15 protein-coding genes are annotated in these 15,326 nt (G+C 41.5%); 7 read left to right on the forward strand and 8 right to left on the reverse strand.

The window, feature by feature from the left end:
• Window positions 1-31 precede the first annotated feature (31 nt).
• Window positions 32-994, reverse strand: a complete 963-nt coding sequence (locus tag MHZ95_RS12815; RefSeq protein WP_239391042.1) for a helix-turn-helix transcriptional regulator — start codon at window positions 992-994, stop codon at window positions 32-34.
• 109 nt (window positions 995-1,103) lie between these two features.
• Between MHZ95_RS12815 and MHZ95_RS12820 the strand changes: the two genes are divergently transcribed.
• Both MHZ95_RS12820 and MHZ95_RS12825 read left to right on the forward strand, forming a co-directional pair.
• Window positions 1,104-1,583: a GyrI-like domain-containing protein gene (locus MHZ95_RS12820; RefSeq protein ID WP_239391044.1), complete on the forward strand. Its 480-nt coding sequence runs from the start codon at window positions 1,104-1,106 to the stop codon at window positions 1,581-1,583.
• Between the two features lie 122 nt (window positions 1,584-1,705).
• Window positions 1,706-2,101 carry a VOC family protein gene (locus MHZ95_RS12825; RefSeq protein WP_239391046.1) on the forward strand — a complete coding sequence of 132 codons (396 nt, stop codon included), beginning with the start codon at window positions 1,706-1,708 and terminating at the stop codon, window positions 2,099-2,101.
• Window positions 2,102-2,182: 81 nt separating this feature from the next.
• On the opposite strand, the gene MHZ95_RS12830 is transcribed toward MHZ95_RS12825, so the two are convergent.
• Window positions 2,183-2,827 (reverse strand): hypothetical protein, encoded by a 645-nt coding sequence (locus tag MHZ95_RS12830; protein ID WP_239391048.1) that lies wholly within the window; start codon window positions 2,825-2,827, stop codon window positions 2,183-2,185.
• A 156-nt stretch (window positions 2,828-2,983) separates the two neighbouring features.
• The gene (locus tag MHZ95_RS12835) at window positions 2,984-3,904 is read right to left on the reverse strand and encodes a DMT family transporter (RefSeq protein ID WP_239391049.1); all 921 of its coding nucleotides are present in this window, start codon (window positions 3,902-3,904) and stop codon (window positions 2,984-2,986) included.
• 565 nt (window positions 3,905-4,469) lie between these two features.
• Here MHZ95_RS12835 and MHZ95_RS12840 point away from each other — a divergent pair.
• Both MHZ95_RS12840 and MHZ95_RS12845 read left to right on the forward strand, forming a co-directional pair.
• Window positions 4,470-5,162: a YjjG family noncanonical pyrimidine nucleotidase gene (locus tag MHZ95_RS12840; protein ID WP_239391051.1), complete on the forward strand. Its 693-nt coding sequence runs from the start codon at window positions 4,470-4,472 to the stop codon at window positions 5,160-5,162.
• Window positions 5,163-5,455: 293 nt separating this feature from the next.
• A complete protein-coding gene (locus MHZ95_RS12845) occupies window positions 5,456-6,421 on the forward strand; it encodes an arsenic resistance protein (protein WP_239391053.1) in 966 nt (321 codons plus the stop codon).
• Window positions 6,422-6,539: 118 nt separating this feature from the next.
• On the opposite strand, the gene MHZ95_RS12850 is transcribed toward MHZ95_RS12845, so the two are convergent.
• A complete protein-coding gene (locus tag MHZ95_RS12850; protein WP_239391055.1) occupies window positions 6,540-6,875 on the reverse strand; it encodes a hypothetical protein in 336 nt (111 codons plus the stop codon).
• A 989-nt stretch (window positions 6,876-7,864) separates the two neighbouring features.
• On the opposite strand from MHZ95_RS12850, the gene MHZ95_RS12855 reads away from it, so the two are divergent.
• Complete coding sequence (locus MHZ95_RS12855) at window positions 7,865-8,842, forward strand: tRNA dihydrouridine synthase (protein WP_239391057.1); 978 nt, start codon at window positions 7,865-7,867, stop codon at window positions 8,840-8,842.
• A gap of 149 nt (window positions 8,843-8,991) precedes the next feature.
• Here the strand turns inward: MHZ95_RS12855 and rpmG are convergent, their stop codons facing one another.
• The gene (gene rpmG, locus MHZ95_RS12860) at window positions 8,992-9,141 is read right to left on the reverse strand and encodes a 50S ribosomal protein L33 (protein ID WP_239391059.1); all 150 of its coding nucleotides are present in this window, start codon (window positions 9,139-9,141) and stop codon (window positions 8,992-8,994) included.
• A 24-nt stretch (window positions 9,142-9,165) separates the two neighbouring features.
• Entirely contained in the window at window positions 9,166-10,353 is a 1,188-nt protein-coding gene (locus tag MHZ95_RS12865; RefSeq protein WP_239391201.1) for a GTP-binding protein, read from the reverse strand.
• Window positions 10,354-10,647: 294 nt separating this feature from the next.
• Here MHZ95_RS12865 and MHZ95_RS12870 point away from each other — a divergent pair, with 294 nt between their 5' ends.
• Window positions 10,648-10,908, forward strand: coding sequence for a hypothetical protein (locus tag MHZ95_RS12870; RefSeq protein WP_239391061.1), 261 nt, complete (start codon window positions 10,648-10,650; stop codon window positions 10,906-10,908).
• Window positions 10,909-11,164: 256 nt separating this feature from the next.
• On the opposite strand, the gene MHZ95_RS12875 is transcribed toward MHZ95_RS12870, so the two are convergent.
• A complete protein-coding gene (locus tag MHZ95_RS12875; RefSeq protein WP_239391063.1) occupies window positions 11,165-11,569 on the reverse strand; it encodes a hypothetical protein in 405 nt (134 codons plus the stop codon).
• A gap of 310 nt (window positions 11,570-11,879) precedes the next feature.
• A complete protein-coding gene (locus MHZ95_RS12880; protein WP_239391065.1) occupies window positions 11,880-12,965 on the reverse strand; it encodes a tartrate dehydrogenase in 1,086 nt (361 codons plus the stop codon).
• Window positions 12,966-13,682: 717 nt separating this feature from the next.
• On the opposite strand from MHZ95_RS12880, the gene MHZ95_RS12885 reads away from it, so the two are divergent.
• Entirely contained in the window at window positions 13,683-15,281 is a 1,599-nt protein-coding gene (locus MHZ95_RS12885) for a transposase (protein ID WP_239391067.1), read from the forward strand.
• Window positions 15,282-15,326 lie beyond the last annotated feature (45 nt).

Consider the following 15,326-nt stretch of genomic DNA (forward strand, 5'->3'; position numbering starts at 1 on the left):
GAAAAGTTTTCTGTAGTTTTAAGCGTATTGCTTATGGGAAGAATAAGAAGCGTCTCGCTTGTAGAACCTCCAATACTTGTTCTGGTATTTCCTTGACCTTGATATCCCCGCCTAAGAATAGGAGCCAATTGGTGACCTCGGTCAATTCTTCAGGATGTTGCACATTGATAAACATCTTTAGAATAGCTGTCGTTTGAAAAGGATTCGTATAGGAAATGGACACTGTGAATGGATGATATTTTTTAAACTGGGAAATGGCCTTTGGACCGAGTTCAATGACCAAATTGACCGCTTCTTCCCGCTTACTCAGTTTTTCTAAAACCTTTTTCTTACTTAGCCGTTTTTTTACTGAGGATAGTTGGACATCCGTGAGATTGTCTACAGGAAAAATCCGCCTCTGTTCATCCTTGATATCAAAGCCTTCAATGAGCCAAAAGCCTTTTTCATGGTACAAGTGCAAGAGATAAATCTGATAGCATTTTATCGCCTTCTCTTCGTTGACGGTAATCGATAAATGGCGATCCATTAAAAGGAGTTGGATAAGTTTTTCTAATATAGGATGGGGAAGATCTGACAGATCAAGTAGGTCAGGATTATCAGGATTGGTTCCTTCAAAAAGCAGGAGTTGATTTAACAGCACAAGGTCATCTTGCTGGTTTTCAGAGATGAGGCCCAGTAATTTTTCGGCTAAAGATTGACGGCTCTTTAAATAAGGAAGTTGATTGTTTCTTGTGGCCATAAAAGCGATAAAAAGCGCTTTGATCTCTGTATCGGTAAAGCGGACAGCTGGGAGGACCGAGTTGTTCATCACAAAATAACCGCCATCCCTTCCCACTTCAGCGACAAGGGGCATCCCCATCGCTTCGATTTCTCGTATATCCCGAATAGCGGTTGAACGGGATATATTAAATTCCCGCATGATTTCAGAAATGGTAAAGCCGGCACGGTTGTTGATATACCGCATAATGACATTAATCCGTTCAACTTTTTTCATCGGGGCCTCCTAAACAGTTTCATTTTTTGACATGGTTTAACGTTATTATAAACTCATCGAATGAAAAGACAATTCATTTGATTAATATCTGAAAAGGAAGGTTTTAAATATGGCAGATTATACAATAGAAGAAAAAGATGGCTTTACGGTTTTAGGATTTGGAACGGAGCTAAAAAGCGATTACACAGACTTTGCGGGAATCACGAAGGAAAAAGCCGACTTTTGGCAATCCGCTAGCCAAGACGGGACACTCGATCGTTTAAAAGCCGTTGCGACAAATGACTATATTTTTGCTGTAAATGAAGCAGTGAATAATAAGATGATGCATTATGCTGGCGTCATGACAGAAGAGACATTACCGGATGCCACCAGAATCATTCAATTTCCGAAGGGGGAATATGTAATCGTTAAAGGGAAAGCAAAAACGGCTGAGGAGTTAAGTAATAAGTTGACTGGCATCGCCTTTGGTCAAGTTTTGCCGGAAGCAACGAATGTGGCCTATGTGGGCGGACCGAATGCAACGGTTGAGATGGGTCAGCGTGACGGCCTCGTGTTTGGTGAAATGTGGATTCCTGTCGTTAGGAAATAAGAGATTCATGACGCCCAGAGCACCAAGCATTCACTTTCCATGTGCGATCAACCAGTAGGTGGTATAATGAACTTCTACGGAATGAATAACCACAATATTCTAAACATAAATTGGAGGACGTTATGGGACGATTGATTCATTTCGAAATTCACGTAGATGAAATGGAACGGGCAAAGCGGTTTTATGGTGAAGTATTCGGATGGTCATTTCAAGATTGGAGTGATTATGCGGGAATGCCTTATTTTGGTGCCGTTACGGGCGATGACAAGGAACTCGGGATCAACGGGGCCTTGATGCAGCGGCAAAGTGCGCCCCCTGAAACAGGACAAGCTTTAAACGGATTCGCTTGTACAATGGGTGTGGAAAACTACGACGCAACGGAAGAAAAAATTTTAGCGAACGGCGGGACAATCGCCAAACCTAAACATCCCCTTCCCGGCATGGCGTGGCAAGGCTATTATCTGGACACAGAAGGCAATGTTTTTGGAATTCATCAACCTGATGAAAATGCGAAATAGTGTTGATCGTAAAAAAAGAGGGTGTTCACGGAAATCAGTTCTGATTTCTGCGAACGCCTTTTTTCCCCCTTCACTTATCTGTTAAAATGCTTTGCTCCACTCATTCTCCTCTAATATTTCCCCATTTTTAGCGACATACCCTACAATAAGCGTACCTTGTTGTAGTTTGTCTTCGCTTTTCAGAAAAGAAATGAACTCATTAAAGAGTCGTTCGTCTTCGTCATTCTTTTTTCGAGGAATCGTCACACGAATAGTAGGGGCAACGTCAAAGTCTTTATAACTCCTTGAATCCGTCCAATCAATCCCTAGTTCCTCCCCTATCCTATCATCGAAGTAAGCATAGACATCCGCTTTTTCTCCGAAGTGTTCCCGTATGAAAGGACGTATTTCGCTTTCTAAATCATTTCTCCATTTTTCAGCAATATACGTGTCCACCATTTGGTTGGTTTGATCGTCATAGTAAACAAAAAACTGAATTCCGCTCGTTTTATCTCTAACAATCGCTGCATATTCAAATCCAAAGTTTCCCATATTATCATACAACGTATCGTATATCTCGAAGCGATCACTAAAATGATCTTTTAGGTATTCCTCCGCTTGGGCTTTCACCTGTTCTTCTTTTTCTTTATCAGGCTTCATCTCTAGTATAAAAATAATGACGAGTAGAACGATGCCCGCCAGTATCACACCTAAACCAATAAGCATCCATTTTAAAATTTTGTTCAAATAATCCCCCTCTATTCCTAATCAATCACACAATAAAAATACAAAGTAGTCATACTATTGAAACGTCAATAAGGAATAAGAAGTTGCATTTACTGGAAACTAAGCTAGAGACGAATCCCGGAATCCCCATATATTTCGGTTCAGGTTTATAGTGTGTTAATCCAAGGTTTGTTTTTGGTACTTTGTCTTAGCCGGCAACATTCTTTTGAAAAAGTCAAATCGCATGTCTGCCTGCCAATTGACGAGAAAGATGCCAAGAAATATAAGTACACCGCCCAACAAGGTAAACCATGCCAAACGTTCCCCAAGAATGAGCCAACCGGACAGGACACCAAAAAATGGCGCCAAAAATAAGAAAGAACTTGTCTTCTCCGGATTTCCCTTTTTCAATAAGTAAAACCAAATCGCAAATTGAACGATAGAAGCCGGAATGGCAAGCCATAACAAGATGAAGATGGAAGAAGCGTTGATGATGAAATTAGGTTGTTCCAGAAGAAAACTTGCCGCAAATAAAATCAAACCACCAAACAATAATTGATAGGCCGTCAATACCCATGTATCGAATTTATGTCCATGGATTTTGATAATCAAAGTGGAAACAGCCCATGAAACGGCCGCTACAAATCCGAACAAAGTCCCCACTTTAAAATCCAAATTTGCCCCCAACGTGATGAATCCCCCGACAAATCCACATAAGACGCCCATCCATTGCCTGAGACCATACCTGATTTGTAAAAAGATTGTTCCAAAAACGACAACCAACAATGGATTGGTAAACGTTAATATGGAAGTTTCACCTGATGTGATCGTTCGTAATGCTAAGAAAATGCCGCCCATCACAGCTGCCGTTTGAAAAAAGCCGATTACCACAATCCACATCCAATTGACAAGTTCTTTCGGATGCGGCCTTTTAAATAATTTAACAATGATCGCAAAAAGTACCCCCGCGATTATAAATCGAATGGCGACCAATAAAAGAGGCGTTGCATAGTCGAGCCCTATTTTCCCGACCGCAAACGAAGAACCCATTAAAGCAGTGGTTAGTACTACTAACAAGCCAAAGACAATTCTATTCATCTCAACCCTCCTCCTACCTGACTAGTGAATTTTGATTATGCCAATCTAGTCGTTTTCCATATCTTACTATGTATTGCAATGGCTCCTTATATATACGCTTTCATCTTAAGTGTTTCACGATTATTCTCGATAAGCAAGAAGAAAGGACAGTTTCGCTTTATAACTGACCGGAGGATGTTAGTCGATCATCAACTTGACCCGACTACCGCTTCATCTTGGTCATCAAATAGGTGAGGCCATCTCTACATTTCTTGGCGGTTGGGACTATGAGGTCTTCGGCACACATGTTTTTTCATTCGGATTAGCCACATTCCTATTAATAAGCGCAGGCATTATTTCATACCTGATTCCGGATAAACTCAAGCTGCTAAAAATGAAACAAGGCAAACTTATAGGTAGCAGCACAACTTCTTCCTAATGATAGGTACAGCCTTTTCTTATAGAAATTAAAATCTTCCACCTCGGTATGTTGCGTTATAATAGATAGACACCTTAATAAGTGGCAACTACAGACGAGAACATACAGTCTTAGGCTGACATACATACTCGAATGGAGGCACCTAGAATGCAATACGATGTATTTTTATTTGATTTAGATGACACGCTGATGGATTTCAGTGCAGGTGAAAAAAATGCTTTTTCCCTTTCCTTTGAATCGAACGGCTACCCGAACGGTTTAAGCGACTACAGAAAGAGCTATCGGGAAATCAGTACAGTGCTTTGGGATGACTTGGAACAAGGACGCATCTCTTTGACCGAGCTGAAAACGGAACGGTTCAAGCGCTTGTTCGATCTGCACGGCTTGGACATGGACGCCGCCCTGTTCGGACAAACCTATTTGGACTACTTAGGTAAAGAAGCACATCTGATCGAAGGTGTAGCAGAAATGCTCAGCGGCCTGGCAGATTGTCGATTGGCGATCGTCACAAATGGCTTCAAAGATGTGCAGTTTTCTAGAATTGGCAGATCCGTGCTAAACAACACATTCGAAGCAATCATCACATCCGAAGAAGCCAATTGCCAAAAACCGAAAGCGGACATTTTCGACTATGCATGCAAGCTCCTCAATGTGTCGGATAAGTCCCGCATCCTCATGATCGGCGACTCCCTTTCATCGGATATTCTTGGCGGCAACAATTTCGGTATTGATACATGCTGGTACAATCCGCAGCGTAAAGAAAACAACAGCGCGGCAAAACCGACGTATGAAATTCACGATTGGAAGGAATTCAGTTTTGGGCCAGTGGGTGCTATGTAATATACCACGATAAGTGAACGCACAAAACCTTGCTGTATTCTAATATTGCTGTTGGAAATGAAAAACGCCCTGGAGGAAACTATTTCCTTCCGGAGCGTTTTTGATTTTGCCGCTAATTTGGCCTTACTTTTCCATTCCTATCCAAGTAGAAGCTGATCAGAGTTCTTAAAAATGACATAAACACTTTGAGACTTTCTATAGTCCATCTTCACCCTATAGTAGGGCTTTGATTTCTAATTTTATAACGCTTATAGTTAGGACTGGTATATTTAATGAATGGAGAATAGCTACGAATGATCACTAGAGAAAAATTAGAGAATAATCAAGTTTGGCTATATGTCATTGTACTCGTAATCGCAGCCGGATTTGGACTAATCGTTCCCAATGTCGCAGGGCAATTCGATATAACGATTTCTGCTGTCATCGCTATTTTGATGTATAGTATGTTTTCGCAAATTCCCTTTACTTCTTTAAAAGAATGGGTTGTGAATCGACGTTTTATCTGGGCTCTCTTAACGGTTAACTACATAGCAGTGCCGATTGTGGTATGGCTTCTATCAAAGTTATTACCCGACTATCCACCATTATTGCTTGGCGTCTATTTAGTTTTGCTAACACCTTGTATTGATTATGTCATCGTCTTCACAGCTCTAGGCCGTGGGAATGAAAAGATTATACTCATGTCGACACCCATTCTTTTCATTACCCAAATGCTTCTTTTGCCTTTGTATTTATGGCTGTTTATGGGGAATGAAGCAACTGGAATAGTGGAGCCAGGCCCATTCTTGGAGGCTTTTTTCGGTCTTATCGTTATTCCACTGGGCATTGCGATTGCCCTCCAGTTATTTGCAAGAAAAGCACCAGTCGGCAACCAAATAGTAAATCTGTCAGCATGGCTACCTGTTCCATTTATGGCACTTACGCTTTTTGTTGTCGTGGCATCTCAGATTGGCAAATTATCTACTTACATGAACCTCATTATCAAAGTGATTCCGATCTATATTGCTTTTATGATTATCGTTCCCATTATATCCCGATACATCGCTAAGTGGTTTAATCTCGATATCGGATCAGGTCGTGCCCTTATTTTTAGTGGATCCACACGGAATTCGCTTGTGGTTCTCCCCCTTGCCTTAGCTTTGCCCGATGATATCAGTACACTGGTAGCCGCCGTAATCGTAACACAGACGATTGTTGAGCTTGTAGGTGAACTGATATACATACGGGTCGTACCAAATCTACTATTGCGTCAAAAATAAAAAGAAGCCAGAGGAGAGACAACTACGTCTTCTTTTGGCTTCTCAAATCATATTTCTTACTTAATTGACCTCTTCGGTTTAGGAAGCCGCATGACAATCAATGTGAATCCTGCCGGCATTACCAGCCATCCCATTTTTTCTCCATAATTCCAAGCTCTTTCAAAAAGCTTGTAAGCAATCGGTCATTTTCACTTTTTAAAGCATTCTCCGTACATGGAGAATGGGGGGCGTACTGTAAATTTTCCGCTTCTTCTAATGTTGATTCTTGCAGAAAGTTCGTAGGATCCGACTCTTCAAAACAAACGGGAGCGATATAGGTCTTATAAGTATGGTCCAAAATAACCCTTGTATCTGAAGAAGGGTGGGTTTCTTTCGGTACGAGCAAACCGATCAGTACGATAATGCCGAATACAAGAATTATCAATATAAACAGTAGCGCCTTATTTTTTAGCATGATAAAACTCCTTCACCGTTAATAATGACCCTTTTCCATATGTACCAGACGCATGTAGTTTTTGATGCCAGCAGTCATACTGAAAAGATTCATGATTCGTTTCTTTCCTAATCTTGAACATGCCGGCTCTTGGCATTCCATCACGCCTTCCTTGTGTATTGTTGCCGCCTTCCTCATCATCCCTTTAAAGGTTCAGTAGCTAAGATTATAAATTTGACATGCATATTAGTCCTGTTTAATATGAGGATCGATCTATATGTTACAAACAAATTTAGAACTTACAGTGAAGTTCTTAAGTGCATTCAGAAAGAAAGTAAGAATTCAAATATTCTGCGGTAGTAGCAATCAAAGAATGCAGTTTCATGCTTTTCACATTTGACTTCTGGCTATTCAGAGCATTCTCAAGTATAATTCCACCTAAAATCAATCGCGCCTCGGCGTGATTGCGTCCAGATTTTTTCGAGCTCGCTCGCATCTAGCTCCGGGCGCCAGGAGCTCGGGTCATAAGTCAAAGTTGCTCTGTGGTAAAAAACGCCACGCCGCATCTTCGCCTTATGCCTGTCGCACCTAAGCAGGCGCCCTTCGCTTTCGGGAGAAAAGCTCTTCTAAAAAATCTGTGACATCCGCGGGCCTACAGGAGGTAGGTCATGCAACCGTTGCTGCAGGACGCAGCGAACTTAGGTTGCCTTCTATCTTCGTTCAGCGGGCGTCTGGACACCCGCTGAACAGGAAAACAAAACCGCATTCATCTCGCCACCTATAGAGGTGGGAGTCTTCTGCTGAACGAAGATAAATTGAAATATATCTCCACAAGCATGGCAAAGATCTATGAATTGTCATACCTCGGAGACTATCCGCTATGTTATTATAGTAACAGTCGAAAAAGAAGTTTTGAGAAATGGATCTATGTATCAAACGAACAGAAATGCACAAATTTATATTGAGTAAAGGATTTTGCAATTGTGTCTGTTGCAACAGGAGGATATGAAATGAGTAACGAAGATAATTTTTGGCTTGATTTACCGAAGCCGTTTTTTATATTAGCACCAATGGAAGATGTCACAGACGTCGTGTTTCGTCACGTCATTAGTGAAGCCGCACCGCCTGATGTATTTTTCACGGAATTTACAAACACGGAAAGTTATTGCCACCCTAACGGAAGAGAGAGCGTGCGTGGTCGTTTGACGTTTACAGAAGATGAACAACCGATTGTCGCGCATATTTGGGGTGATAAACCCGAGTATTTTAAACAAATGAGCATCGATATGAAAAAAATGGGTTTTAAAGGGATCGATTTAAACATGGGGTGCCCGGTACAAAACGTGGCCGCAAACGGCAAAGGTGCTGGATTAATCCGACGTCCGGAAGTGGCAGCCGAAATCATCCAAGCCGCAAAAGCTGGCGGATTGCCAGTCAGTGTTAAGACAAGACTAGGCTACATCGAAATTGACGAATGGCGCGATTGGTTAACACATGTATTGAAACAAGACATTGCGAACCTGTCCATCCACCTTCGGACAAGAAAAGAAATGAGTAAAGTGGATGCACACTGGGAACTGATCCCTGAAATCAAAAAATTACGGGACGAAATTGCTCCAAATACATTGTTAACGATCAATGGTGATATCCCTGACCGCGCAACAGGTTTAAAATTAGTCGAACAATACGGCGTGGATGGCGTAATGATCGGCCGCGGTGTTTTCACCAACCCATTCGCTTTTGAAAAAGAACCAAAAGAACATAGCGTGAGAGAATATCTCGATTTATTACTTTTACAATTAGATCTCCATGATAAATATTCGACTGAAGCCGAGCCCCGTCCATTTAAACCGCTCCTTCGCTTTTTCAAAATCTATATCCGCGGATTTAGAGGCGCAGGCGAATTGAGAAACCGATTGATGGATACGAAAACAACGGATGAAGTGCGTCAGTTGGTACAACAAGTGTTGGATAACGGATTGGATTGAGACAAGCTTAATCAATTGAAGAAGGGGACTGTCCAGAAACTCGGTGAAAACTGAGTTTCTGAACAATCCCTTTTTCAGGTGCTTCCATGTTCTTCAACAATCGCGGAACTGCTTCATTTCGCAGGATAACTCGACAGCAATAAGAACGATTATTTTGTTTCCCGGTGTAGTGTATGCCTCTTCAGTTTCGGGCAGTATTTCATTAATTCAATCCGCTCTGGATTGTTTCGTTTGTTCTTGGTCGTGATGTAATTACGGTCCCCTGTTTCAGTGCATGCTAGCGTTATGTTCACTCTCATTGTCATTCCTCCAAGTATTGTTTTTTACGCTGTGACTGTGAAAGCAGGAAGCGGGTCGTTCAATGCTTTCCAGTCCATTTTCATTTCATCTTCAGTTAATAAGCAGCGGTCTAACGACATCTCAATGGTCTCACGATCCATGTCGATCCCGATTAGTACAAGCTCCGTCATTCGATCGCCGAATTCTTCATCCCACTTTTCCAATAGCTCCGGTTCTTCCTGTAGGATTTGGTTTCTTTCTTGTTCAGGATAAGTCGCGAGCCATTCACCAGCTCCTTGAAAGATGATAGAAGGCCCGGCTTGTGATAACAAACCGATCATTTCCATTCGCGTCGCCAGCCAAAAAAATCCTTTGGCCCGCACGACTTCCTCCGGCCATTCCTCTAACCACCGCAGCCATCTTTCAGGGTGAAATGGTTTTTTCCTGCGATAGACAAAGGATGAAATGCCATATTCCTCTGTTTCTGGCGTATGTTCTTCCGTTAATTCCTTGATCCATCCGGCCCCTTGACTGGCCTCTTCAAAATCAAATAAATGAGTATCTAGGATTTCATCTAATGCGACTTGTGAATGCGTACTTTCAATTATTTTGGCATCTGGATTTAGCCTTTGGAGAACTGCTGTTAATTCCCCGACAGTCTCTTGATCCACCAAATCGGTTTTATTTAGGATCAATACATTGGCAAATTCAATTTGATCGATTAATAAATCCACCACTTCACGCGTATCCAACTGATCTGTCCCTTGCTTCCGATCAAGCAAATTTTCTCCTGATGAGAAATCATGCCAAAAACGATTTGCATCCACCACTGTCACCATCGTATCCAACCGGCAATAGTCCGTTAAATTAATGCCCAGACTTTCATCCACATATGTGAACGTTTGGGCAACCGGAATAGGCTCCGAAATACCGGATGATTCGATGAGGATATAGTCAATATCTCCTTTTTGGACGAGCCTTTCCACCTCGATCATCAAGTCCTCTCGTAACGTGCAGCATATACAGCCATTTTGAAGCTCCACCAATTTTTCATCCGTTCGAGAGAAACCTCCTTGTTTGACCAAAGCCGCGTCAATATTGACTTCGCTCATATCATTGACAATAACGGCAATCTTCTTATTCTCCCGATTGGTTAACACATGATTCAATAACGTTGTTTTCCCTGAACCTAAATAACCACTAAGCACTGTGACAGGTATTTTTCTAGTCAGTTTCTTCACCTCATTTTATAAATCGTAATAATTACGATTTAAATCATAATCAAATTTTTTCTTAAATGCAAGCTAAAATAAAAATTGGCGTGTTATTCAAAAGTTAATTGGGGAACTGATCATGCTTTGGAGCAGAATTTCACCGTCCCCTCCCGCTTCAAAGTATCCGTTGAATAATTGGTTCCGTTACACGTCATTTCATTTTTAACTTGGAAAAAAACTTGCTACAATTCGATAAGAAACAAATTTTGAAGCACTAAATAAATTGAATAGGAAATTTGAGGTGAGAGATGCATGTTAGTGAAAGGGACAAACATAAATATCCCTATTTTCTATTGGATATTACTGGTTCCCATCTTCTTAGTGGTAAGTTTTAAAAGTTTATTTTGGGATTTTGAGATTCAATATTTTTCCTTCAATCAATTAGAAGATTTTGGTCGTTATGTATTTATCTTAGGTGTTAGTTTTACTGAAGCATTTATCTATATGCTTTTAATTCGACTTGTTGTATTTCTTTCCAAAAAGACTTTCATAAAACCCAAACAACAACAGTAGTCCTAATGTAACAAACCTATTTTAAAATTTATGGCCATCGCAAAATAGAGATCTTTGGGTAGTACAAGGGACATTAGACACCTAAATAAAGCCACGATAACCGAATCATCTACGGTTATCGTGGCTTATAACTCTCTATCCAATCGAATGCATATCCTTGCAGAAACATTGTATCAATAGGCAAGTTTCTATTATCCACCATTTTTAGAACTCCCATGATTTCAAACAGTTATTGATAACCTAGCTTCTCCAACACTCACTCTTCCGTATTAAAACTCCCTAAAATCATGAAATCCACCACAACTCCACTCACTGGATTTTCTGAACCTAATACACTAATCCCGAGGACTGTTACACCACTGATGCTTGTCACATTCGCAGAGACATATTTTGCACTAACATTCTTCTCTCGCATTTGGACTCTCGGCCTTGCATTTATCGTAGGATTTGTCGAATATACGCTTGATACGGCATAGTCAATTGTTGTTAAGAATGGATTACCACTAGCAAGCCCATCGTCCGTGAAGTAAAGTGTAGCGATACCATTTGCGTCTGATGTCGCTTGTCCATAAACGATTCGCTTCGCCTTTTTAGGATTCGGCTCTCCTGCTTGTAACACTTGAAAAACGGTTGGTGCCAGTGAAAAAATTTCAAGGCTCATCGCTCTTCACCCTCTGTCATCCGATGTATGCTTGTCACCTATACGTTACTATTGTATGTATTTTTTATTCGTTTATTACTTTAACTACCTTGAATTTCATAGCAGAAAGATAATGAGATCACTCAACACAAAAAATTTTTTCAAAATCTCTCTCATTTCGATTGATAATGATTATCATTCTTGTTATAATAGTTGTAGAGTTCACAACGGACTCTACAAATGAATTCCAGCATTCCTTTACTCGACTTTGAAAAGGCTATGGACAGAACGCCCCCTATCGACTAATCCGATAAGGGGCGTTCTTCCTTTTTTATACGCGAGTCGGCATTGTTTCTGTAAGGATATGAACGAGTCGGTCCCCAACTTCGGACGTAGACGCTGTTCCTTTCATATCTGGTGTTAATGTCGTATTTTCGATTAATAGATCTTCAATCGCATCGAGCACAAGCTTACCGTAATTTTCATGTCCCAAGTAATCGAGCATTTGACTAGCTGACCAAACAGAAGCTAACGGGTTGCCGATCCCTTTACCTGCAATATCTGGAGCAGAGCCGTGTACCGGTTCAAACATCGACGGAAACGCTCGTTCAGGGTTCACATTCGCACCTGCCGCAAGGCCGATACCGCCTGCCAATGCTGCCCCGATATCTGTTAAAATATCGCCAAATAAATTGGAAGTGACAACAACTTCAAATCGTTTAGGGTCTGTAATCATCAGCATAGCTGCCGCATCTACGAGATAAGAAGCCGTTTCTACTTCCGGATACTCCGCACTCACTTCCTCAAATACTTGGTCCCAGAAAACCATGGAATAATTTAAGGCATTCGCTTTGCTTATGCTTGTTAAACTACGTCCTTGTTTTTTCGCCGTTTCAAATGCATAGCGAATAATGCGTTCCGTTCCTTTACGTGAAAACACAGCATTTTGTAATACCACTTCGTTTTCTTGTCCTTTAAATAGCCAATCACCCGCACCGGAATATTCTCCTTCCGTGTTTTCACGGATAAACAGCATGTCAACATCTTCCCGGTTCACATTTGCCAGTGGGCAATGCGCCCCTTTTAATAGTTTCACGGGACGGATATTCACATATTGATCGAAGCTTTTACGGATGATTAATAACAAATCCCATAAGGAAATATGATCAGGGATACCTGGAAAACCAACAGCGCCCAAATAGATCGCATCAAATTGTTTTAATTGTTCAATCCCATCTTCCGCCATCATGCGTCCAGTTTTTGCATAATACTCGCAGCCCCACGGAAAGTGCGTAAAGTCAAACTGAAAACCGCCGTCTAACTCTGCAACTTTGTGAAGCACTTTAATGCCTTGGTCAATGACTTCCGGACCAATCCCATCCCCTGCAATTACAGCAATTTTATATGTTGTCGTCATCTTTTCAACACCTTCACTCTTGATTCCAAACGATTAGCTTCAACTCCGTCATTTCCTCTACTGCATACTTGATCCCTTCGCGTCCTGTACCGCTTTCTTTCTTTCACTCCACCATATGGTCTTTGACAACGCGGTAGTTTGTAATCATGACACCCCCTGTTTATAAACCCAATTTCGAATTATCCATCAACTATGCCATTTCTTCAATTGTATCAATTTTATTCAGAACTACAATAGTAGCAAATATTTCTTAACGCGACGTTTAGTAAAGGCGTCTCGATTAATTCGGGAATACTATTAAGAGGAACACTAAAAAGCCACGATCTCCGAATTATCTTCTGTCATCGCGGCTTTCACGTTCCATTCAATTGTATGCAATTCTTTATGAAGCCAATGATTCAATACGTAGGCTTCTATTCTTTACAGAACTTACGAATGAGAAAGCCCACTTCTTTAGGGGTGGGATGATAGTGAGTTCGGCTTACGACATCTATCAGTTTCTCATTTTTTTGCGGTCTATTTGTCTATGTTAATAGTTGCGAACGTATGATCCGTTCATTATAATATAGATATGATGAGTTGTCGAAATATTATAGCATCAGGAAATCTCTTCAACAATCACTTCGTATGTCGGCATCGATTCCATCGATCTTTCTTTGGAAATGTGCTAAGCAATACGTTGAGGACCAAAGAAAACGTTAGAAAGGAGCGAACCTAATGGCCAGGAAAGATAGAACACCCAGTTATGTACTTGAACTAGAAATGCGAACAACTGCCCGTGATCGCAAGATTTTAGACAAGAAGATGCGTATCGGGAAGCAGATCTACAATGCCTGCCTTGGGGAAGCTCAAAAACGATTGAGAGCTGTTCTTGCGGATAAGCCCTATCGATTAACCGTAAAAGCAAAACAAGCCATTTCAGCCAAGTACCACATTGCCAAAGCGAAGAAGGCGAAGAAGCGGACAGCAGAAGAGAAAGAAATCATGCGTGAATGTAAACGGCTAGCCGATGAACTTCATGCAATTGAACAAAGCTACGGTTATTCAGAATATCAACTTCATACCTTTGTCGCACCCATCCAAGCAAAATTCGCCAAGAACATTGGCTCGTTTGAAGCACAAAAACTCGCAACGAGAGCTTTCAATGCAGTTGAAAAGATCCATTATCGACAAGCGAAGAAGGTACACTTTAAACACCATTCGGATGAATTCTCAATCGATAACAAATCGAATACCACGGGTTTGCGCTATGTAGAGGGGTATATTCTTTGGGGCGAACAGACAAGGGTTTCAAAGAAAAATCCTGTTTCTCAGCCAAAGAAAGGTGCCATTAAAGTACCGCTTATTGTGAAACGCAACGACCGCTACGCACAGATGGCCTTATGTGACCGAACCAAATATGTCCGTGTGATTGCTAGGGAAATTCGTGGTGAGATTCGCTACTTCGCCCAACTCGTACAAGAAGGTTTTCCACCGGATAAATCATGGAAGAAAAACCGTAAAGTTTCAGGTGAAGTAACAAAGCGTGTCGGACTTGATGTAGGAACAAGTACGCTCGCTATTTCGAGTGAGAAAACAGTCGAGCTTCATGAATTAGCACCTGAATGCGTGGCAGATAACAAGGAACTCCGAAAGATTGAGCGAGCGATGGACAGAAGCAAACGGGCAACCCACCCAGACAACTACAACGAAGACGGCACGATCAAGCGCAGTATGAAGTTAGAATGGCATTTCTCGAAACGCTATCTTCGATTAAAGATGATCCGAAAAGACCTCCATCGAAAGCTCGCAGTTAAACGAAAACAGTCGCATGAAATCCTCTCGAACCATATTCTCTCGCTCGGTTCAGATATTCGCGTAGAAACCATGCGGATACAAGGACTTCAAAGGCGAGCCAAGAAGACAACGCGCAACAAGAGGAACGGCAAAATCAACAAGAAAAAGCGATACGGTAAGGTCATCGCCAACCGAGCGCCTGCCATGTTGATGGAGATCATTGATCGGAAACTACACTATCAAGGAAGAACAATCAAGAAAATTAACACATCCAAAGTCAAAGCAAGCCAATTCAATCATGTGACTGGCGAATATAACAAGAAAGATATAAGTGAACGTTGGAATGAGGGGATGCTAGGTGAGCGCATCCAACGCGACCTGTATAGTGCGTTCTTAATCGGAAACACTGTCGATACCTTGGATGCCGTAGCCGTGGACTTGTGCAACCAAGGGTGGCAGAACTTCGTCACACTGCATCATCAAGAAGTGACAAGACTTCAAAGACACTGGAACAAGCAAATGCGTTGGTATGTCGCTTAATACAGACCAGTCGGAATGACAGAGTTGCCGACTTTAATAATGGAG

This window comes from Sporosarcina sp. ACRSM (assembly GCF_022346545.1).
GTDB lineage: Bacteria > Bacillota > Bacilli > Bacillales_A > Planococcaceae > Sporosarcina.